Source organism: Burkholderia sp. WP9, from assembly GCF_900104795.1.
In the GTDB taxonomy this organism is placed as follows: Bacteria; Pseudomonadota; Gammaproteobacteria; order Burkholderiales; family Burkholderiaceae; genus Paraburkholderia.
In genome coordinates this window covers 3,466,971-3,487,919 of record NZ_FNTG01000001.1, presented here as the reverse complement: position 1 = coordinate 3,487,919, position 20,949 = coordinate 3,466,971, and the positions used below count along the sequence as shown (strand labels likewise).

Genomic DNA, 20,949 nt, shown 5'->3' with positions numbered 1-20,949 from the left:
TTAGCCAGTCCGCATAAATGAGCTGGCAGTTTGATTGTAGTCGCTCTTTCCTGGAGGTCGATTGAAGAAAGGAATTCTTCTATTTTCTTTAAGCGCCGAAATCAAGTGGCCGTTTGGAGGGGCTGATAAATTTTGTGTCGAACATGTTGCGCAATATCGAGTTTGCTAAAATCAGACGAATTGCGTTTCTCCGGTCGATGAATTGACGAACCCGGGCGACGTGGACGATCAATCAAAGGCTGGACGGCGGTTAAGGTCGATCAGCAAAGAACTCCAAGAGATTAACTGTGAATTCTGCGGATCTATTGCGGGCATTCGCTTCCGGTGTCCTCGATCAGAACAATCGTCCCATTCGCCTGCAGTGGGGACATGCTCAGAAAGCGCTCGAACAGGTGCTGGTAATCCAGCGCATCGACATCAGCGAGGGTTTATGCGCCGGTATCGAAGGCCACCTGACATGCGTGTCAACACGCGCTGACCTGCCGCTCAAGGCCTTTATCGGATTACCTGTTTCTGTCCAGCTCGTAACCGATCGCGGAGCGATACACCAGATTTGCGGGCTTGTGACAGACGCGCGCGCGGGACAATCCGACGGATCGCTGGCGACATATCAGCTCACTATTCGCGACGCCCTGTCGGTTCTGGAGCGACGCGTCAATACCCGAATATTCCGCACAAAGAACGTACCGGATGTTATTGAGATATTGCTTCGGGAATGGCAAAAGAAAAGCCCCGCACTTGCGAGCGCATTTGATTTCGATCTGTCTGGCATAAACCGGAGCCAGTATCCGGTGCGTGAACTGATTTTCCAGTTTCACGAATCTGACGCCGACTTTATCCGGCGTCTCTGCCGTCGCGATGGGATAGCGTGGTTCACTGCGGCGGGCAAACGTGGGGCGGCACCGTCCGACAGCGGCAGCAGCGATACGCCGGTGCACACGCTGGTGCTGTTCGACGATTCCATGAAGCTGCCTGAATCGGCCGCAGGCACGATTCGCTACCACCGCGATGCCGCGACCGAGGAGCGCGATTCGGTCACCTTGTGGTCGGCCTCGCAGCAACTGGTGCCAGGCAATGTGCAGCGCGCGAGCTGGGACTACAAGACGGGGACCATGGCGCAGGCGTCCGAGTCCAATATCGTCGATCAAGGCCCGACGGGCAACGATCTGTCGCAACTTCTATCGGATAGCGTGATTGACGTGCCGCACGCCGGCGACTCGTGGAGCGACTACGACAGGCTTGGCAAGGCGCGAATGCTTGCGCACGAATTGCGGGCCGTTAGCGTATATGCGGCAAGCGGCGTGCGGGATCTCGCGGTTGGTCGCTGGTTCGAGCTAACAGGTCATCCAGAAGTCGATGCGCATCCCGAAAGTGAGCGACAGTTTATCGTGACCGGTTTGCACCATCGGGCCGAGAATAATCTCCCCAAGGATCTGAACGAGCGGGCGCAGGCATTGTTCGACGCCAACCGCTGGCACTTTGATCCCTTGTCGACTGTCGCGAAGTCTGCTCAAACGAGTTCATCGGACGCGGTTGGAACCCGCTATGACAACACGTTCACTTGCGTGCGGCGCGGCATAGCACTTACGCCTGTGTACGACCCGCGCGTCGATCTTCCCCGCGTCTACCCGATCACCGCTCTCGTGGTCGGCCCCGAAGGCGAAGAAGTGCATTGCGACGAATTGGGGCGGATCAAGGTGCAGATTCAGGGCCTTGATCCAGACGACCATACTCATGCACAAGGTGCCGGGGCCAGCGGCACGGATCGGGATAGCGCCTATGTGCGAGTCACCACGAGCCTGGCGGGCCAGAGCTTCGGCCACACTTCATTGCCGCGGATCGGTATGGAAGTTTCACTGGACTTTCTTAATGGCGACCCTGACAAGATGTTCGTGACGGGGGTCCTGCATAACGGGCCGAATAAACCTGCCGCATTCAGTCATACCGGCTCTCTGCCGGGTAACCGGTACATCTCAGGGATCAAGACGAAGGAAATTAAGGCGGCGCGTTATAACCAGCTCAGATTCGACGACACCCCCGGGCAGGTCAGCGGCCAACTGGCGAGCGAACATGCCTTCAGTCAGCTCAACCTTGGGTATCTCACTCAGCCGCGCACCGATGGCAACGGAGAACCGCGCGGAGAAGGGGCCGAACTGCGTACCGACGCGGCGGCTGCCTTGCGGGCAGCTCAGGGAATCTTGCTGACGACATATGCGCGTAATCAGGCGAGCGGGAATCAACTTGACCGCGCCGAGCTGATTCAGTTGCTCGGGGAGTGCTCCGAGTTATTCAAGGCATTGGGGGACTATGCGGGTCAACATGGTGGCCTTGCAGCGGATACTCGAGGCCTGAGCGAGATCGCGACCGCCTTGAAGGGATGGCAGCCCGGTAGCAATGCGGCTTCGCCGGGTGAGGGAAATTCGCAAGCGCTGATGGCTTTCGGCGCCGAGGCCGGGTCAGTCAACGTAACGCCGAAGACCCACGTAACTTACGCAGGCGAAAATATCGATCAGGTCGCCCAGCAACATCTCCAATTGATGAGCGGTCAGCGCCTGAACGCAACCGCGGGCCAGGGGATGCAACTGTTTGCTCGCGGAAAGGGCATTCAAGCAATCGCAGGCGAAGGCCCCGTCACCGTCCAGTCCCAGACCGATTCTCTGACTGCGAGTGCGCAAAAGGGAGTCCTGATCAGCAGTAACGAGAATGAAGTTGTCGTCACCGGTCCTACGATCCGATTCGTTGCGGATGATGGTAGCTACATCAAGATCGGCGGCGGCGTGACAGTCGGGACCAACGGGGACATCAGCCTGCTCTCGGCTTCTCACAAGTGGGGCGGTCCGTCAACGGAAAGCGCGCCGAAAACCGCATTTAATAGCAAGCCGACGGATCAGCGCTTCCGCTTGCACTTTACCGGTGATACGCCTGACGCGCCGCTGCCAGCCGTAAACCAGGCGTACCGCATTACAACGGACGATGGACGGGTAATTGAAGGGGTTACCGACGCAAATGGGCTTACGGAAACCCTGAAAGACGACGCTATGAGGTTTCTGAAGGTCGATATTCTGCAACCGGACCTCTAGACGAGAAGCACAATGACCGAAAATACTAAAAGCCATAGCGTGATCGGCTCGGGGGTGGCCACAACGTTGCCCGGTCGGACCAATGATCGTCAAGTTCCACGCCCTAATGACCTGCCGGGTATCGTGATCTTTTCGCACGGGGTCAATGATCCTGGTGCCAATTACGAGACGGTCGAAGAAGGTCTTTGTCAGGGCCTTAACGATCGTCTGAGCCGCGCGGACCTGAACAAAGGTACTTACGGTGCCATGTATAAGCAGGCACAGGCCGATAAAGCAAAAGGCAAGACCGGCTCTCAGATCGACGCGCTCAGCGACCCGGATACTTTCCTGTACTCACGCGACGGTTCAGCCGCCCACTCCGTTTTCATTCCTTTTTACTGGGGCTACCGGGCAACCGATAAAGAAATCCTCAAAGGCAAGTCCAATCAACCGGAAAGGCTGAGGACGCAGTATCAGGACGTGAGAGGCAATCGTCTGGACGCTCACTTCGCCAAAGCTGGAGGCATGTTCAATAACGCGACGGCCAATTTGCCCGATATGTTCGGTGCTGGCTGGAAGTCAAGCTGGGCGAGTCGCCGGATACTTGAGACCGCGATGAGCAACTATCAGTATTCTGGATCGAGTCCTAATCGCCTCTATCAGGTCCTTGCGGCGAAACGGATGGCCATGCTGATTTCAGCGATCCGTTCCGTCGCGCCGGACGAGACCATTACTGTCATGGCGCACAGTCAGGGTACGATGATCACGCTCCTTGCACAGGCAATGTTGCACGATGAAGGAAAGCGCTACGCCGATTGTCTGATTCTCGTCGATAGCCCCTACTCGTTCAACGAGGACCGCCACTGGATGAACAGCATCGCACAGCCAGATGCGCCCATACAGACGGTTCAGGCAAAGCTTCAAACGTTGGTCAACATCGTATCCGAGTGCACCAAAGCGCCCTATAAGCTGCCCGATCTCAGCGAACTGGTCTATACGAATGGGAAGTCTGGCGGCCGTGCTGGACACGATTGGAGCCCGAAAGCGGGGAAGCGTCTGGATTTGAATAAAAAACCGATAACGTTCGACGAACGCGACAATCGGGGGCGCGTATATCTTTACTTCTGTCCGTCCGACGGGACAGTAGGGTTGCCCAACGTGCTCGGGGTAGGAAAGTTTGGTATTCCCGATACGCTAGACGGTGAAGAGTATTTCTGGGACGGAAACCATACTCGCCCCCAGCGCGCGAGCAATACGTATTCGGCCATGAACACGCTCGCGCAGTTTAATTTCCGTCAGCGCGTATGGGCACTCTCCGACAACGTGGCCAAACCTATCCTCGTTGGTTCACCTCCCAAGGTCACGGACATCCCTGACATCGGGAAGCGGAACATTAATGGCGATGAACTTAAACCTGCCTTCGTACCACGGCTGCATGGCGAGGAAGCGAAGGTCGGTTCTGGGATGGAGGCTCCGGATGCCGTCAGCCAGGATCTCGCGCTGGGCAATTCATACGCATCACTACAGTGGAAGCAGATTCCAATAACTTCTGATTCGACGGTTGACAGCCTCAAAGCCCAATTTAATGCTGGGAAGAGCCTCGACGACCAGACCCGTGAAGTCCAGTTTCAGAGTGTTGGATTTGGGACTACCACTGCGTGGCGTGAGGAAACCCCAAACGAGGCAAGGGCACGCATGTCTCAGGATCCCGAGTCATTGACGAAAAAGAATGGTGACCCAACCAAGGTGCTTTCCGAGAACTCGTACCATTCCGCCATACTTCGAGACCCATGGAATCAGCGATGGGGAACGTCTATGGACGTCGCTATCGGACAGGCAAAAACGTTGGATAACAAGGATTGGCAGACTCTGTGGTTGGCGATCGCGGACTGGAAGACTCCGCTAAGTACGATCAAGAACCTTCCGAAATTCAAGGAGATGAAAGAGGGTAGTGAACTCGTGGTTGCGGCATGTAGCTACTACTCGTCTGGAACGCTCCCTGATTCGGTGGCCACAGCGAGTCTGCCAAGTCTCGTGGTAAGTGAGACGACCAATCAACGAAGTAACCCGGAAAAGCCGGTGATGCCTCCAATAAACTGGAATTTCAATGGTTTGCCACGATGATCGCCCTAGAAAACTCGAAGCGGTTTTTACGATCACCGGCTTGGTTGTCGTCGCTGCAGCCCTCCTTTACGCAACAAGTCAACCGATCATACGAATTTTGGGGGATACCTTGGCGATGGCATCGGCAGTAAAAATCTCTGTAGTCATCCTCATCTTAATCGGAGTTGCAATGTGCGCCTGGTTGTGGGGAGGCGCGCGCTCGGCCAAAGCGGCTCCCAGAACGACCGCTCCTGTGCCGCAACTTGTGGATGCATCGGCGGAATATGGCAAACCCGTCACCCGATTGCAGGTGCGTGGTGTTGGAATCACAGTGGACACGCTAACCGGCTCCGAAATTCTTGAGCATCTCGCTGCTAAGGCGGAGACCCATGCATCTATCTTTTCCAGTAAAGCATCTGACTATCCGGCAACCTGGACCAACAAGTCATCCTTGTCTACGATGCGTAGTGGACTTGCTCTCAAGCTAGGTGCGGGACGCGCTGTCGACTACACGCCCTTACCGGTTTTCGCCTACGGCCCAGCAAAAGATCCGGAAAGCGAGAATGGAGCCGCGTTTTCAATCGCCGAGGCTCGCCAGGCTGGAAGTTTGCCGTTCCACCTGTTTATGACCCAGCAGGCCGTTGATGGCGCGGGTCTATCGCTGGCCGACGTTTTCAGATTCTTCGACGAAAACCCGGACGCGCCCGCTGCGATCGTCTTCGCGCGTGACGGTATGGTTACCCGAAAACTGCTCGGAAAGCCTGGCTCTGGTCTACTGCCGGACACGGCGGTGGTTCCCGCTGTATTCGATAGCAATGTCGCGCTTTTCGTGACGTGCCCGGACCGGGTTGATCGTCTGAGGCCATTCGCTGTTAAAGAGCCAGGAAGCATTGATACTCGTGAAGTCCAGTTTGACGCTGTCAAGCTGTGGAACTTTTACTGGGACGATACTCAAGCGTTCGACAAGCACTATGGGGCCGAGGCGGCCGCACATGGAGTGAACGCACCTTCTACGCCAGGCACGATGACCTCTGAGTGGTGGCGCGCGCGGGTGCCCGAGCTTTGGAAACAGACACAGAACAAAGGACCCGGCGAGTACCAGCCCACCCCCTGGACTCCTGTCCGATGGACGGAGTGGCAATTGAAGGAGTATGACGAAGCGCCCGTCGTTGGATACCTTGAAAGGCCAGTGCAGGTGCACTTGGCCGATAAGCATGGCGCCCCCTTGCGGGAGCAAGCGCAGGCGGCCGCGCTTCGGGAGGGTTGGCAGCGGATGGTCGGGACAGGTAACTCCGTGGTGAGACCCGCACGGGTCCTTTTCGATACGACTGGAAACAGGGAATCTGTGATCCCACTTACCCAGGCTCTGGGCACAGAACCCGAAGCTCCATCAACGGGTGACGTGAAGGAGGGCTACGACGTTGGCTACCGACTCGGCAACACTGGGGTCACCTCAGGAGCCGTGCAGCTTGCGCTGTCACTCATTGCCGGCTTCCAGGATGGGAAGGCAAGTGCTGCTGTCATGCGGGATGCGAGGGGAAATGCAGAATTGGTTCTGATTACTCCCCCAGATGACCTCGACAAAAAGCGCAATCTTGCGACTGACGAGAAACCGTTTAATTGACTATGAGTGAAACCTTGGACAATCAGGCCACGAAACAACCGGACTCCCCTTCGGCGAACTCTCTCGCGCCGTTTTGGACCCGATTTGCGGGGCTTGCCGCGCTCGGCGCAGTCCTTATGCTCGTTGCGATAGCCGGCGGCTCGACGATCTACTGTCGCAGCTTCTTTGGAACGATCTTCTGGACTTTGATCTTAGGTCTTGTGGATCCTGTCATGGAACTGACCCACGAGCCTGGAACCGTTCTATTGCCGCTCGCTGCCTATTTGCTTACGGTGTTTGTGGTCGCAAGATTCACGCGTTTCAGACCAACGCTGTTGAGTTTTGCGATCGCCGTCCTTCTCATCTACGCACTTAGCGCTGCCATCGATTGGGCGCTGGGATGGACGGGCGGGGTATGCACTCTCTAGCGCAGATGGAGCCGCAGAGATGCGTTTATGGGTATGCAATGTTTTCGAAGGGGGCAGTCTTGCGAGGGGTGATCCGAGTTGGCGACTCTACGAGCCATGGCGGTAAGGTAGTCACTGGTCGGGACGGTTCGACCGTCATGGGGCGAGCCGTTGCGTGCGTGGGCGACAAGTGCACATGTCCAAAGTCGGGGCACAACAACTGCGTCATTATCGAAGGCGACGAAACAGTCCGGGTCGACGGGCGCGCAGTGGCGTTTGACGGCCACAAGACATCCTGCGGCGCTGCGCTCATCTCAAGTACGGCGATGTCGGGCTTGGCATGATGCTGAATTTGCAGCGTCCCGTGGGGCGAGATTGGCCATCGCATTACGCGATACTCTGTCGCTGATTGCTATCACCGCTCGACGGTACCTGGCAATTGGCCAACTTGGCTTATTGCGCCTATCGCCTGATGGAGATCCGTTCAAGAGTCAGATGAGCAGTGTACTGACGATGGTTTCGTCGCCGATGCAACCGTGCCCGTGTTTGATCGATAGCTGACTGTCGTTCGAAGTTAGATTTCTGTGGAGCCAGACGCGCGGACTTGGGCGCGCTAATCGCATGGATCGATGTTCACCCCTAATGCCCACACCGTGCCCACATGAACCCGAAAAGCAAAAAGCCCGGTCGCAAGGACCGGGCTTTTTGCTTTGAATCTTGGTGGGGCGTGAGTGACTCGAACACTCGACCTACGGATTAAGAGTCCGCTGCTCTACCAACTGAGCTAACGCCCCCAACAGAAGCGAAATTATGCAGAAATTTTTCGGGCTTGCCAAGCCCCTTTAGCAGATTTCTTAAAAAAATTTGCATCGACGGTCCCGAGGCATTCCTCAATGGACTCGCTGTCGTGAAAAAAGCGTTGTCTATATCGTCCCGGTATCATGTCGCGGACACTTTGCCGCACGCAGCATCGCGCGGCTTTCGACCTGGGGCTTGCCATGGATGACAAAGAGATTATCGAATTACTCGACCGCATCCTCGCGCCGTGGGTCCGCGCGCTTACGCTGACGCCGGTCAAGGTCGATGAAGAAAGCGCCACGCTGCGCCTGCCGTTTTCGGGCGGGCTGCGTCACGCGGGTGGCGTGATCTGCGGCCAGGTCTTCATGGCCGCGGCGGACACGGCCATGATCGTCGCCATTTCGGCCGCGCTCGGCGGTTTCAAGCCGATGAGTACGGTCTCGCTCAATATCAATTTCATGCGCGCGGTGCGCAAGGGCGACGTGCTGATCACCGCGCGAGTGCTGCGCATGGGCCGCAACCTCGTGTTTGGTGAGGTCGAATTGTTCGACGAAGCCGGCAATATGGCCGTCCACGCCACCACGACCTACGCACTACTCGACTAAAACGGGCAGAGCGCCGCATAAGAGGAAAAATCAGGATGTTCGATCAGGTCGTATTCGCCGGCGGTGGCAATCGCTGTTGGTGGCAGGCGGGTTTCTGGGACGTGGTGCAGCCGGAATTGCGGATCCGGCCGCGCGTCATCACCGGCATTTCGGCCGGCGCCGCCACCGCGTGCATGCTCTACACGCGCGATTCCGACTGGGTCATGCGCTATTACGAAGACGCGTTGCGTCACAACACCCGCAACGCCTACTGGGGCAACCTGCTGCGTGGCGAGTCGGTGTTTCCGCATTACCGTATCTACCGTCAGGCGCTGCTCGACATCTACGGCGAGAAGTTTTCGACGCTCGCCGATGCGCCGGAAATCCGCATCGGCGTGTCGCATCTGCCGCGCTGGCTCGGTGCGCGCAGCGCGGTGGCCGCCGGTCTGATCGCGTACAACATCGAAAAGTACGTGCGCAAGACGCTGCATCCAACGCTCGGGCAAACGCTCGGCTTTCATCCGGAGTTCGTGCGCGCGCAAGATTGCGCGAGCGTCGAAGATCTGGCGGATCTGATCCTGCAATCGTCGAGTACGCCGCCGTTCACGCCGGTGCTACGGCGCAACGGCCGGCCGGTGCTGGACGGCGGCATGGTCGATAACGTGCCAGTCGGCGCGCTCGACTCCGAGGCACCCGGCAACGTGCTCGTGATGGTCACCCGTCTCTATCCGCGGCCGCAGATGTTCGTCGTGCCGCACGGCGTACAGCAACGGCTCTATGTGCAGCCGTCGCGCAAGGTGCCGATTTCCAGTTGGGATTACACGAGCCCCTCGCAGATGGTGCACGCGTATAACCTTGGCCGCGCCGATGGCGAGACCTTTCTCGAACGCATGCCCGATCTGATGGAAGCCGCCGCGCACGAAACGGCGCGGTGAGAGCACTAGCGGTGGCGAGGGCCGATACTGCGCGAACCCCGCTGGACGAACTCTCCTGCGGCTCAGTGGGCACCGAGCCGCCCATCGCGGAACCTGCCGTTCTTAACGCCGGCGGCCGCCCTGTAACGCTTCCGGATTCGCCACGCTGCTCGTATCGCCAGCGTCGAAAGCCAGAATGTTGTTGAATGCCGCGGTGAAATACTGCTCGTAGCTTTCCCGCTCCACGTAGCCGATGTGCGGCGTGCAGATCACGTTTTCCATGCGCAGCAGGCTGTAGCCCTGCAGAATCGGCTCGCTTTCGTAGACGTCGATAGCGACCATCCCCGGACGATTGTGCGACAACGCGTTCACCAGCGCGTTTTCGTCGAGCAACTCGGCCCGGCTCGTGTTCACGAGCAGCGCGGTCGGTTTCATCCGCATCAGGTCTTCCTGTTTGACGATGCCGCGCGTGTCGTCGTGCAGGCGCAAATGTAGCGACAGCACGTCGCTCTGCTCGAATAGCGCCTCGCGACTCTCCGCCACGTTGTAACCGTCGGCGCGAGCGGCTTCGCGCGAATGCTCGCGGCCCCAGATCAGCACGTTCATGCCGAATGCCTTGCCGTATCCGGCAAGCAGCTGGCCGATCTTGCCGTAACCCCAGATTCCCAGTGTCTGACCGCGCAACACTTGCCCCAAACCAAAGTTCGGCGGCAGCGCCGACGTCTTCAGACCAGACTGCTGCCAGGCTCCTTGCTTAAGGTTTGCTACGTATTGCGGAATCCGCCTCTGGGCCGCCATGATGAGAGCCCACGTCAATTCGGCGGGCGCGTACGGCGAACCGGTGCCTTCGAGCACGGCAATGCCACGTTCGGTACAGGCCGCCAGGTCGATGTGGCTCGAAACCTTGCCCGTCTGGCTGATCATGCGCAAACGCGGCAGTTTATCGAGCAGTTGCGAGTTGATGCGGGTGCGTTCGCGAATCAGGACAAGTGCGTCGACTTCGGAGAGACGGCTTGCCAGCTGGCCGAGACCGCGGACGGTGTTGTTAAAAACCTTGACCTCGTGGTTGGCCAGCAATTGAAAGCAGTCGAGCTTGCGAACGGCGTCCTGGTAATCGTCGAGGATGGCAATCTTCATGGTATGTGTCTTGCGACGCACCTTGGTGGTGCGGAACGGAGTGTTATGCTGACTGTCCCACCATGTGACCTAGGTCACATGCCGGTCTGGCTGAATGCCTTACCGTAGTAGCTACCGCACAGAATGGCAGCGCCACGGCAAAGGCCGATTGACATCGTTTTTAACAGTTTGTTGCGTGTTGAGGCAAGCCGCTTTACAGACGGTTGCAGAAGCCCCGTCGGCTGGCCTCCCCGCTCAACAGGCTGTGTGGCCCGGAATGACCTGCACAATTGCGCGTCGGGTGGCAGCAACCCCGGCGTGAAGAATTGAACGCCTCTCGCATGCAGCGTCACTGGGCTTGTACCGTTTTTCTATTGCTTTCAAAACGGAGACAAGTCGATGAATCATCCCTCATTCGAAGGTCAGCCCACTATCGAGGCGCCCGCGTGGGTTAAGAACCGAAAACTGGTCAACTGGGTGCAGCGCGTCGCTGCGATGACCAAGCCGGAGCGGATCGTCTGGTGCGACGGCTCGCAGGAAGAATACGACCGGCTTTGCGCGCAGATGGTCGAAGCGGGCACTCTCAAAAAACTCAATCCCGCCAAGCGTCCCAATTCTTATCTCGCATGGTCCGACCCGTCCGACGTGGCGCGCGTCGAAGATCGCACCTTCATCTGCTCGCAGCACCGCGAAGACGCGGGCCCCACCAATAACTGGATCGCCCCGGCCGAGATGCGCTCGACGCTCGACGGCCTGTTCGAGGGCGCCATGCGCGGCCGCACCATGTACGTGGTGCCGTTTTCGATGGGGCCGCTCGGTTCGCCGATCGCGCATATCGGCGTGGAACTGAGCGACAGTCCGTACGTGGTCACCAACATGCGCATCATGACGCGCATGGGCCGTGAGGTTTACGACGTGCTGGGCGAAGACGGCGAATTCGTGCCGTGCGTCCACTCGGTCGGCGCGCCGCTCGCGGCGGGCGAGAAAGACGTGCCGTGGCCGTGCAACGCTACCAAATACATCGTTCACTTTCCTGAATCGCGGGAAATCTGGAGTTACGGCTCGGGCTACGGCGGCAATGCGCTGCTTGGCAAAAAGTGTTTCGCGCTGCGCATCGCCTCGACCATGGGCCGCGCCGAAGGCTGGCTGGCCGAGCATATGCTGATTCTCGGCGTGACCTCGCCGGAAGGGCGCAAGCATCATGTCGCGGCGGCGTTTCCGTCGGCGTGCGGCAAGACCAACTTTGCGATGCTGATCCCGCCGGAAGGCCTGAACGGCTGGAAAATCTCCACGATCGGCGACGATATCGCCTGGATCAAACCGGGCAAGGACGGCCGCCTGTACGCGATCAATCCGGAAGCCGGCTACTTCGGCGTGGCGCCGGGCACGAGCGAGAAGACCAACTTCAACGCAATGGCCACGTTGAAAGAAAACGTGATCTTCACCAACGTTGCGCTGACCGACGACGGCGACGTCTGGTGGGAAGGCATGACGGACGAAGCGCCCGCGCACCTGATCGACTGGCAGGGCAAGGACTGGACGCCGGCGAGCGCGAAGGAAAGCGGCCGCAAGGCGGCGCACCCGAACGCGCGCTTCACGGCGCCGGCCTCGCAATGCCCGTCGATCGACGCCGACTGGGAAAATCCGGCGGGCGTCGCGATCGACGCGTTCATCTTCGGCGGACGCCGTTCTACCACCGTGCCGCTCGTCACCGAAGCGCGCAACTGGGTGGAAGGCGTCTACATGGCGGCTACCATGGGTTCCGAAACGACCGCCGCGGCGGCCGGCCAGCAGGGCGTGGTGCGCCGCGATCCGTTCGCGATGCTGCCGTTCTGCGGCTACAACATGAGCGACTACTTCGGTCATTGGCTGAAGACCGGCGAGCGTCTGCAGCAACTGGGCGCGACACTGCCGAAAATCTTCTGCGTCAACTGGTTCCGCAAGGGCGCAGACGGCAAGTTCGTCTGGCCGGGCTTTGGCGAGAACATGCGGGTGCTGAGCTGGATGGTCGGCCGGATCGAAGGCTCGGCTCAGGGTGAGGAACATGCTTTCGGCGTGTCGCCGCACTATGAGGATATCGACTGGAGCGGGCTGAATTTCAGCCGCGAGCAGTTCGAGCAGGTGATTTCCGTGGACGACGCAGCGTGGCGCGACGAACTCGCGCTGCACTCGGAACTGTTTGACACACTGCAGCAGGGCCTGCCGCCCGCGCTGACCCAAGCCAAACGAGCGCTCGAAGGAAAACTTGCCGCCTGATCATGTGAGTATTCACTTCGCATGAAAAACCGCCTTCGGGCGGTTTTTCTTTTGGAGGCGACCGCAGGGCCATTTCTTTCTGATTCCACACCGCGCGCACAAGCTTTACGTCTGTTGGGTTAAAAAAGGCCGTGCAAGCTGCATTGCAGCAGATTGTTTCTTTTCATGGAACAATCGATGATCGCGCCCCATGTTAGGGCGCACAGTCGCACAAATATTGACAATATTTCCGCTTTCGCGGGCAACTTACACACGTTTTCCCGAGTCGTAGGAGAATTCCAAGTTCGCTTCACTGGTTTTCACTAATTGTCAGGAAGCAGTAACACGGCAGGAGTTGTCCTATGGATCATTTGCAGTCGATGCGAGTTTTCGTCAAAGTGGCGGATCTCGGCAGTTTTGCCCGCGCTGCGAGCGCGATGGATATTTCCAACGCAGTTGCCACCCGTCACGTTGCCGACCTCGAAGGCCGTCTCGGTACGCGACTGCTCAATCGCACCACGCGCAGCTTGTCTCTGACCGAATCAGGCCAGGTTTATCTCGAGCGTGCGCGCCAGATTCTCGACGAACTGGAAGACGTCGAGCAGATGGTGGTCGCGCGCAATCACGAACCCGTGGGCACGTTGCGAATCGTCGCGCCGGTGGTGTTCGGGTTGCACAATCTCGCGCCCGTGCTTCAGACGTACGCGGAGCGCTATCCGAAAGTCATCCCCGACGTCACGTTGGTCGACCGCCAGGTCGATCTGGTCGAAGAAGGCTTCGACGTGGGCGTGGTGATCGCGCGGCAAATGCGCAGCGCGAGCATCGTCACGCGGCGTCTCACCACGGGTTGCATGACCGTGTGCGCTACGCCGGCGTATCTGGAGAAGCACGGCATGCCCACGCGTCCGGAGCATCTGCTCGAGCATCCGTGCCTGAGCTTGCCTTCCGAATATTGGGGCGACGAGCGCGTGTTCACCGGCCCGGAGGGCGAGGTCCGCGTGCGTCCGTCGAACGTGATCGTGGCGAACAACACCGAAATGCTGCGTCAGTTTGCGTTGCTCGGCATGGGCATCGCCATCCTGCCGAGCTATCTGATCGGCCGTGACATGACGCGCGGCAGGCTCGTGCGGCTGCTCGGCGACTACCGGCTGCCGCAGGTCGAGATCAACATTGCGTATCCGAGCCGCCGCCATTTGCCGGCCAAGGTGCGCACGTTCATCGACCATCTGGTCGAGCATTTCAGCCAGACGCCGAACAGCCTGCTTGGTGAACAGTGGATCAAAGAGGATGGCCTTGGCCGGACTGCTATGACGACGGCGCCCGATTCCGCGGATCCGATGCCGCCGGAAGCCTTCGACGGCGCTGAGCCGCTCTCGCGCCTGCTGGACAGCGAGTTATCGCCGCTGCCGAAGTCGCTGGCAAAAACAACGCCCCGCACTCGACCCACGGCCTTGTCGCCGCTGTAAGTGGTCAATCAGTGGTGAATCGATAAAGCCGGCGGCGCCCGCACAGGGCGTTTTCCGGAGAAGCAACAAAAAGGCGCGATCACACAAGTGATCGCGCCTTTTCTTATGGTGGCCTCGAATGAAGCCGGCCGGAGATGAATCTCGCTCCGGCCGCCGGTCCACTTACGAGCCGGTTTTGCGTGCCGCCGTTTTCCTCGCGGGCGCTTTTTTGGCTGCTGCGGTCTTGGTTGCGGGTGCCTTCTTAGCCGCCACCTTTTTGGCTGCCGGCGTGGCCTTGACCGCGACCGGTGCGTCACCGTCCTCAGACTCCGAATCCACCGAATCCGCCGCTGCCTTGGCAGCCGACTTGGCCGCCGCGGTCTTCGCTGCAGTTTTCGCCGACGGCTCCTTCTTCTCGAACTCGAAGCCGATCTTGCCGTCGTTCTGCTTGACTAGGAATGCCTTGAAGTTCCGGCCGGTACGTGACGACTTGAAGTTGGTCAGCAGGTCAGTGCGGCCTTCTTCGAGTAGCTTGGACATCTGTTCGCGGGCAATTTCCTGCTGCAGGATCACCTTGCCGGAGCGGAAGTCGCAAGTCTTCGGATTGGCGACCGAGTTTTCGCAGACGTAGCTCATGCCGTGCTCGAACACGCGGCCCTTGCACTTCGGGCACGCGCCGACCGGCTGCTGCTCGGAGAAGTCGGGCGGTTCGCCGTCTTCACCGCCGGCATCCTGGCCGAAGTCGAATTCGAGCTTGAAGTTCTTGATCTCATCGTCGAACGAGAGTTTCAGGATCGCCGAGAACGGCCGGCCCATCTTGCTGCGGAAACCCGACAGCGGTCCGATCGTCTTGTTTTGCAGCAACTCTTCGACTTCCGGAATTTCGAACTGACGTCCGCCCGGGATCTTCGAAATTGAAAACTCGCACTTCGAGCACGCAAAGCGCCGGTAGTTTTCCTTCACCTGGCCGCCGCAATTCGGACACGGCGTTTCCAACGTCGCGTAATCGCCGGGGATCGTGTCGGAATCGTACTCTTTCGCGCGCTTCACGATGGTCTGCGTCATGCGAGCGATTTCCTGCATGAACGCGTCGCGCGGCAAGTTGCCGCGCTCCATTTGCGAGAGCTTGTATTCCCACTCGCCAGTCAGTTCCGGCGCGGTCAGTTCCTTTACGCCGAGGCCGCGCAACAGCGTCATGAGCTGGAAAGCCTTGGCGGTCGGAATCAGATCGCGGCCTTCGCGAATCAGATACTTTTCACCCAGCAAACCTTCAATGATCGCCGCACGCGTGGCCGGCGTGCCGAGACCTTTGGCCGCCATGGCTTCGCGCAGCTCGTCGTCTTCGACGAGCTTGCCCGCGCCTTCCATGGCCGACAGCAGGGTGGCTTCGTTGTAGCGTGCGGGCGGTTTCGTCACCAACTGCTGGGCGGCGATCTTGTCCGTCTTGACCTTCTCGTCCTTCTGCACCGGCACGAGGTTCGCGTCTTCGCCGCTGATTTCGCGGCCATAGACCTGCAACCAGCCCGGTTCGACCAGCACCTTGCCTTCAGTCTTGAAGTGATGGCCGACCACTTCGGTGATCCGCGTCGTCACCCGATATTCGGCGGCCGGGAAGAACACCGACAGGAAGCGCTTCACGACGAGGTCGTAGAGCTTCTGTTCCGGCTCGGACAGATTTTTCGGCGCTTGCAGCGTTGGGATGATTGCAAAGTGGTCGCTGATCTTCGAATTGTCGAAGATGCGCTTGTTCGGCTTTACCCAGCCCTTGTCGAGCACCTGCTTGGCGAACGGCAGATAGTTGTTGCTCTCCTTGAGCATGCCGAGCGTCTCTTTGACCGTATCCATATAGTCTTCCGGCAGCGCGCGCGCGTCGGTACGGGGATAGGTCAGCACCTTGTGCTTTTCGTACAGCGCCTGGGCGAGGCCCAAGGTGTTCTTCGCCGAGAAGCCGAAGCGGCCGTTGGCTTCACGCTGCAAGCTGGTCAGGTCGAAGAGCGCCGGCGACAGTTGCGTGGACGGCTTCGATTCCTCGGTCACCGTGCCGATCTGGCCGCGGCAGGCGGCGACGATCGTCTCGGCCGCGGGCAGCGCCCACAGACGCGAATCGCGTTTTTCCGGATCGAACTCGTCGCGCTTGAATTTCGGATCGAACCAGCGGCCTTCGTAGAAGCCGGCCGCGCAGACGAATTCCGCCTTCACTTCCCAATAGTCGCGCGGGACGAAGCGGCGAATTTTCTCTTCGCGCTCGACCACGATCGACAGCGTCGGCGTTTGCACCCGCCCGACCGTGGTCAGGAAGAAGCCGCCGCCCTTGCTGTTGAACGCGGTCATGGCCCGCGTGCCGTTGATGCCGACCAGCCAGTCCGCCTCCGAGCGGCAGCGCGCCGCATCGGCGAGCGGCTGCATCTCTTCGTCGCTACGCAGACGGGCGAAGCCGTCGCGGATCGAGCCCGCCGTCATGGATTGCAGCCACAGGCGCTGCACCGGCTGCTTGGCCTTCGCGTGTTGCGCGATCAGGCGGAAAATCAGCTCGCCCTCGCGCCCCGCGTCACATGCGTTGATCAGACGGTCGATATCTTTGCGCTTGAGCAGCTTGGTCAGCACCTTCAGGCGCGACTCGCTCTTGGCGATCGGATTGAGATCGAAATGCGGCGGAATGACGGGCAGGTTGGCGAAACTCCACTTGCCGCGCTTGACTTCATAGTCTTCGGGCGCGGCAATTTCCAGCAGGTGGCCGACTGCCGAGGAAAGGACGTATTCGTCGCTTTCGTAGTATTCGTCATGCTTGGTAAAGCCGCCCAAAGCGCGCGCGATGTCGTTCGCGACGGAAGGCTTTTCGGCGATGATCAGTGCTTTGGACATGACTCGATGTGAGGTTGGTAGATCAGGGTTGATGGCCGTGAGTGCGCTTTTGCTAGCGCGACCCTCGTTTGCGACCTTTGCGACCCATTAACGACCGCTTTATAGCACACGGCGCGAAGGCGGCGTGTCAAGTGCCATAAAGCGCGCCATCATAATTGCGCGCTCAGCCATTGGGCAAGTTGCGGCAAATGCCCTGTGCACCACTCGCAACGCCCGAGCTGGTGGGCCCGCAAGCCGGCCGCCCGAGTCAGGCTGCAGCCAGCGCCGGCCGAAGCTTGGGCGCGCCGCTGACGCCGGGCACCGCCGTCAGATCAGACAACATCCGTTCCACAATCGCCGCCTGCGGCAGAACCGTGCCGAAAAACCGCGTCGTAACCGAATCTTCGATCAGTATGGTCGGAAAATTCTCCACATCCAGATCGTCGAAGCGGTCCGCATGGGTTTCGATGTCGATCCATGCGAAGCAGATTTCCGGGTGCCGGTCCGCCAGTTTGTCGAAAGCGTCCCGATACTCGCGGCAGGTCCCGCACCATTCCGCGCACAGGCAGGCAACGAACAGCGTGTCGGGTTCGTTGACGCGCTCGGCGATCCGGTCTTGGTCGGTGTCGAGGTTCAGCGCGGGCATGGTGGTTCCTTACGTACTTTTGTCAGGTGCTTTGGCGCGAATGTAGCATGGCCGATCCCGAATGGTCGTTGAAGCTGATCAATGCGGGGTCAGCCGTGGCTCGCCCGCATGAAGCGGCCGCCGGGCAGTGCAGTCACCTGGCCAGCGAGTTCGAGCTGCAGCAAGTGGCTTTGCAGAGCCGCGTCTTCCATCTCGGTGCGGGTAGCGAGAATTTCAAGCGTGGTGGGTGAGTGGCCGAGTGCGGCGAGGAGGTGTTCGGCTTCGGGATCGAGCGGTGGGCGGGGCGATGCGGCGTGGCTTGCGGTTACCGGGTCGGCCGCGGACACTCCTGCCGTCGGCCGCGGCGCCGAGCTCGGCCGGCTGATTGTCGCGCCGCTGAGCGCTCGCGTATTCGTCGAGCTGGCGTCGCTCGAAAGAACGGCATGCGCCGCGCTGGAAGGCGGCCGCGGGGCGGCCCGCCGCGCGAAGCCCAGTTCCTCCAGCACCTCATCCGGCGTTTCCACAAGCTTCGCGCCCTGCTTGATGATCCGATGACACCCGCGCGACAGCGGCGCGTGAATCGAGCCTGGCAGCGCGAAAATATCGCGGCCCATTTCATTCGCGAGCCGCGCGGTGATCAGCGAACCTGAACGCATTGCCGCTTCGACGATCACCACGCCGCTGACGAGCCCGGCGATCAGCCGATTGCGCTGCGGGAAATTGGCGGCGCGCGCGGGCGTGCCGAGCGGCCATTCGGAGAGGATCGCGCCCTGCACGGCGATCTGCCGCGCCAGTGCGTGGTGCGCCGCCGGGTACACTAGATCCGCGCCGGTGCCGATCACGGCGACGGTGCCGCCGACGCCTGCAAGTCCACCGCGATGCGCGGCGCCGTCGATACCGAGCGCGAGCCCCGAGACGACGGTAACGCCGGCTACTGAAAGCTCCCGTGCGAAACGCTCGGCGTCTTCGACACCTTGCGGTGTGGCGCTGCGGCTGCCCACGAGGGCGACTGCTCGCGTGTGCAGCAGATTCAGCCGACCCTTTATATATAGAAGAGGCGGCGGATCGGGCATGGTCAGCAGCGCCGGCGGGTAAGCGGGGTCGTCGAGAGTCACGATCTGATTGCCGGGTTGCTCACGCCACGCGATCACCGCGTCGAGCCGGGCGTCGAAATCGCAGCCCGTCGGGGCCAGCGCCGCGCGCGCCGCGGCCTCGCCGGCAATCGCGGCGAGCGCCTCGGGCGCTTGATCGAGAATCGCTTCAGGCAGGCCAAAAGCGCTTAGCAGCAGGCGTAGCGCCGCGGGTTTCAGGCCCGGCGCGAGCGAAAGCCGCAGCCACGCGGCGAGTTCAATGTCGGTTGCAGGCAAGGTGTGCATTGCGTGTCGATCCTCTTGCTGGGCCAGCGGGCAGGCGGGCGCCATGCTAAAATTTTCATCATCCGAAATAACCGCAGCGCCGCGCCCACCCGCGCGGGCTCGTCGTTTAGCGCATGTGGCGCGTTGAATCGAACCGGTTCGACACCATCTATCCTCTGCGTAACGCGATAAGCCCACAACCTGGCCGAATGGCCAACGCGAGCCTTCCACCGGTCAGCGGCGCCTGAAAATCACACTCGAAATCATGGCTTTACTGAACATCCTCAATTACCCGGACAAGCGGCTGCACAAGATTGCCAAGCCGGTCGAAGCGGTCAACGACCGCATCCGCCGCCTCGTCAAGGACATGGCCGAGACCATGTACGCGGCGCCCGGCGTCGGCCTCGCTGCAACCCAGGTGGACGTGCATGAACGCGTGATCGTGATCGACGTATCGGACGACCACAACGAACTGCTCGCCTTCATCAATCCGGAAATCATCTGGTCGAGCGACGAAAAGAAGCTCTCGGAAGAGGGTTGTCTCTCGGTGCCGGGCATTTACGACAATGTCGAGCGCGCGGAGAAAGTGCGCGTCCGGGCGCTCAACGAGAAGGGCGAGACTTTCGAAATGGACTGCGAAGGCCTGCTCGCGGTGTGCATCCAGCACGAAATGGATCATCTGATGGGCCGCGTGTTCGTCGAGTATCTGTCGTCGCTGAAGCAGACGCGCATCAAGAGCAAGATGAAGAAGCTCGCCCACGCCATGTAATGCGCGTTCACCTCGCCTACCGCCCCCATTCATGAGTCATTCGTTGCGCGTCATCTTTGCCGGTACGCCGGAGTTCGCCGCGGCCGCGCTGGCCGCGATCCACAGCGCCGGGTTCGTGGTGCCGCTCGTGCTGACTCAGCCGGACCGGCCCGCCGGCCGCGGCATGAAGTTGCAGGCGAGTCCGGTCAAGCGCTATGCGCAGGAGCATGGGCTCGCCGTTGCCCAGCCGCCGTCGCTGCGTCGCGCCGGCAAATATCCTACTGAAGCCGCCGCCGCGATCGAGCAACTGCGCGCCACGCCGCACGATGTCATGGTGGTGGCCGCGTATGGGCTGATCCTGCCGCAGGAAGTGCTCGATATCCCGCCGCTCGGCTGCATCAACATTCACGCCTCGTTGTTGCCGCGCTGGCGCGGCGCGGCGCCGATTCATCGCTCGATCGAAGCGGGCGACGCCGAAACCGGCATCACGCTGATGCAGATGGACGTTGGCCTCGACACCGGCGCGATGATCTCCGAAGCGCGCACGGCAATTTCCGGCGACGACACCACGGCCACATTGCACGACCGGCTCGCGCAAGACGGCGCGAAGCTGATCGTCGAGGCGCTGGTCGAACTGGAGCGGACCGGCAAGCTGGCCTCGACGCCGCAACCGGCGGACGGCGTCACCTACGCGGAAAAGATCGGCAAGCACGAAGCCGCGCTCGACTGGCGCCGCCCGGCGGCCGTGCTCGCGCGCCAGGTGCGGGCGTTCGACCCGTTCCCCGGCGGCGTCGGCACGCTGGAAGACGGCACGTCGATCAAGATCTGGGCCGCGGTTCCCATTGATGCGAAAACCAACGGCGCACCCGGCACGATCGCCGACATCTCTGCCGAAGGCGTGGTTGTGGCGTGTGGCGAAGGCGCGTTGCGCCTCACGCAACTGCAAAAACCCGGCGGCAAACGCCTGCCGGTGCGCGAATTCCTGGCCGGCTCGACGCTGGCTGTGGGACAACGCTTTCAACTTCCCGAAGCAAAGTAACACCGTTGCGCATGACTTGAACATCGTCCGTTCGGCCGATGTTCAAGACCCCGCTAGACGATCCTGCCGCGCGTTAG

Annotated in this window: 15 protein-coding genes and 1 tRNA gene; 11 read left to right on the top strand and 5 right to left on the bottom strand. The window is 60.3% G+C overall.

Translation table 11 applies throughout. The features are described 5' to 3' along the window. Nucleotides 1–287: 287 nt before the first annotated feature. The 5 genes from BLW71_RS15520 to BLW71_RS15500 are packed head-to-tail and all read left to right on the top strand — an operon-like array spanning nucleotide 288 to nucleotide 7,516. The gene (locus tag BLW71_RS15520) at nucleotides 288–3,080 is read left to right on the top strand and encodes a type VI secretion system Vgr family protein (RefSeq protein WP_091797347.1); all 2,793 of its coding nucleotides are present in this window, start codon (nucleotides 288–290) and stop codon (nucleotides 3,078–3,080) included. Nucleotides 3,081–3,092: 12 nt separating this feature from the next. Continuing rightward, entirely contained in the window at nucleotides 3,093–5,183 is a 2,091-nt protein-coding gene (locus BLW71_RS15515) for a T6SS effector phospholipase Tle3 domain-containing protein (RefSeq protein ID WP_091797344.1), read from the top strand. Next, complete coding sequence (locus tag BLW71_RS15510; RefSeq protein WP_091797341.1) at nucleotides 5,167–6,786, top strand: type VI lipase adapter Tla3 domain-containing protein; 1,620 nt, start codon at nucleotides 5,167–5,169, stop codon at nucleotides 6,784–6,786. The genes BLW71_RS15515 and BLW71_RS15510 overlap by 17 nt, the downstream gene beginning before the upstream one ends. Nucleotides 6,787–6,800: 14 nt before the next feature. Further along, nucleotides 6,801–7,193: a hypothetical protein gene (locus BLW71_RS15505; RefSeq protein ID WP_143048346.1), complete on the top strand. Its 393-nt coding sequence runs from the start codon at nucleotides 6,801–6,803 to the stop codon at nucleotides 7,191–7,193. A gap of 59 nt (nucleotides 7,194–7,252) precedes the next feature. Continuing rightward, complete coding sequence (locus tag BLW71_RS15500; RefSeq protein WP_091800903.1) at nucleotides 7,253–7,516, top strand: PAAR domain-containing protein; 264 nt, start codon at nucleotides 7,253–7,255, stop codon at nucleotides 7,514–7,516. Nucleotides 7,517–7,890: 374 nt separating this feature from the next. Here the strand turns inward: BLW71_RS15500 and BLW71_RS15495 are convergent. Continuing rightward, nucleotides 7,891–7,966 (bottom strand) — tRNA-Lys (locus BLW71_RS15495). A 204-nt stretch (nucleotides 7,967–8,170) separates the two neighbouring features. On the opposite strand from BLW71_RS15495, the gene BLW71_RS15490 reads away from it, so the two are divergent. Both BLW71_RS15490 and BLW71_RS15485 read left to right on the top strand, forming a co-directional pair. Continuing rightward, nucleotides 8,171–8,575 (top strand): PaaI family thioesterase, encoded by a 405-nt coding sequence (locus tag BLW71_RS15490; protein WP_091797335.1) that lies wholly within the window; start codon nucleotides 8,171–8,173, stop codon nucleotides 8,573–8,575. Nucleotides 8,576–8,610: 35 nt separating this feature from the next. Then, nucleotides 8,611–9,489, top strand: coding sequence for a patatin-like phospholipase family protein (locus BLW71_RS15485; RefSeq protein ID WP_091797332.1), 879 nt, complete (start codon nucleotides 8,611–8,613; stop codon nucleotides 9,487–9,489). Between the two features lie 102 nt (nucleotides 9,490–9,591). Here the strand turns inward: BLW71_RS15485 and BLW71_RS15480 are convergent, their stop codons facing one another. Beyond that, nucleotides 9,592–10,605, bottom strand: coding sequence for a D-2-hydroxyacid dehydrogenase family protein (locus tag BLW71_RS15480; RefSeq protein WP_091797330.1), 1,014 nt, complete (start codon nucleotides 10,603–10,605; stop codon nucleotides 9,592–9,594). Between the two features lie 378 nt (nucleotides 10,606–10,983). Between BLW71_RS15480 and BLW71_RS15475 the strand changes: the two genes are divergently transcribed. Continuing rightward, entirely contained in the window at nucleotides 10,984–12,840 is a 1,857-nt protein-coding gene (locus BLW71_RS15475; RefSeq protein ID WP_091797327.1) for a phosphoenolpyruvate carboxykinase (GTP), read from the top strand. 341 nt (nucleotides 12,841–13,181) lie between these two features. Beyond that, nucleotides 13,182–14,285 (top strand): transcriptional regulator GvmR, encoded by a 1,104-nt coding sequence (locus BLW71_RS15470; RefSeq protein WP_091797324.1) that lies wholly within the window; start codon nucleotides 13,182–13,184, stop codon nucleotides 14,283–14,285. Between the two features lie 162 nt (nucleotides 14,286–14,447). On the opposite strand, the gene BLW71_RS15465 is transcribed toward BLW71_RS15470, so the two are convergent. The 3 genes from BLW71_RS15465 to dprA form a co-directional block, all read right to left on the bottom strand. Beyond that, nucleotides 14,448–17,126 carry a DNA topoisomerase III gene (locus tag BLW71_RS15465; protein ID WP_091797321.1) on the bottom strand — a complete coding sequence of 893 codons (2,679 nt, stop codon included), beginning with the start codon at nucleotides 17,124–17,126 and terminating at the stop codon, nucleotides 14,448–14,450. 247 nt (nucleotides 17,127–17,373) lie between these two features. Next, nucleotides 17,374–17,751 (bottom strand): thioredoxin family protein, encoded by a 378-nt coding sequence (locus BLW71_RS15460; protein WP_091797318.1) that lies wholly within the window; start codon nucleotides 17,749–17,751, stop codon nucleotides 17,374–17,376. A gap of 89 nt (nucleotides 17,752–17,840) precedes the next feature. Then, complete coding sequence (gene dprA / locus BLW71_RS15455; protein WP_091797315.1) at nucleotides 17,841–19,106, bottom strand: DNA-processing protein DprA; 1,266 nt, start codon at nucleotides 19,104–19,106, stop codon at nucleotides 17,841–17,843. Nucleotides 19,107–19,350: 244 nt separating this feature from the next. On the opposite strand from dprA, the gene def reads away from it, so the two are divergent. Together def and fmt are read left to right on the top strand one after the other, a co-directional pair. Then, nucleotides 19,351–19,854: a peptide deformylase gene (gene def / locus BLW71_RS15450; protein ID WP_091797312.1), complete on the top strand. Its 504-nt coding sequence runs from the start codon at nucleotides 19,351–19,353 to the stop codon at nucleotides 19,852–19,854. 31 nt (nucleotides 19,855–19,885) lie between these two features. Continuing rightward, nucleotides 19,886–20,872, top strand: coding sequence for a methionyl-tRNA formyltransferase (gene fmt, locus BLW71_RS15445; RefSeq protein ID WP_091797309.1), 987 nt, complete (start codon nucleotides 19,886–19,888; stop codon nucleotides 20,870–20,872). Nucleotides 20,873–20,949: the final 77 nt, after the last annotated feature.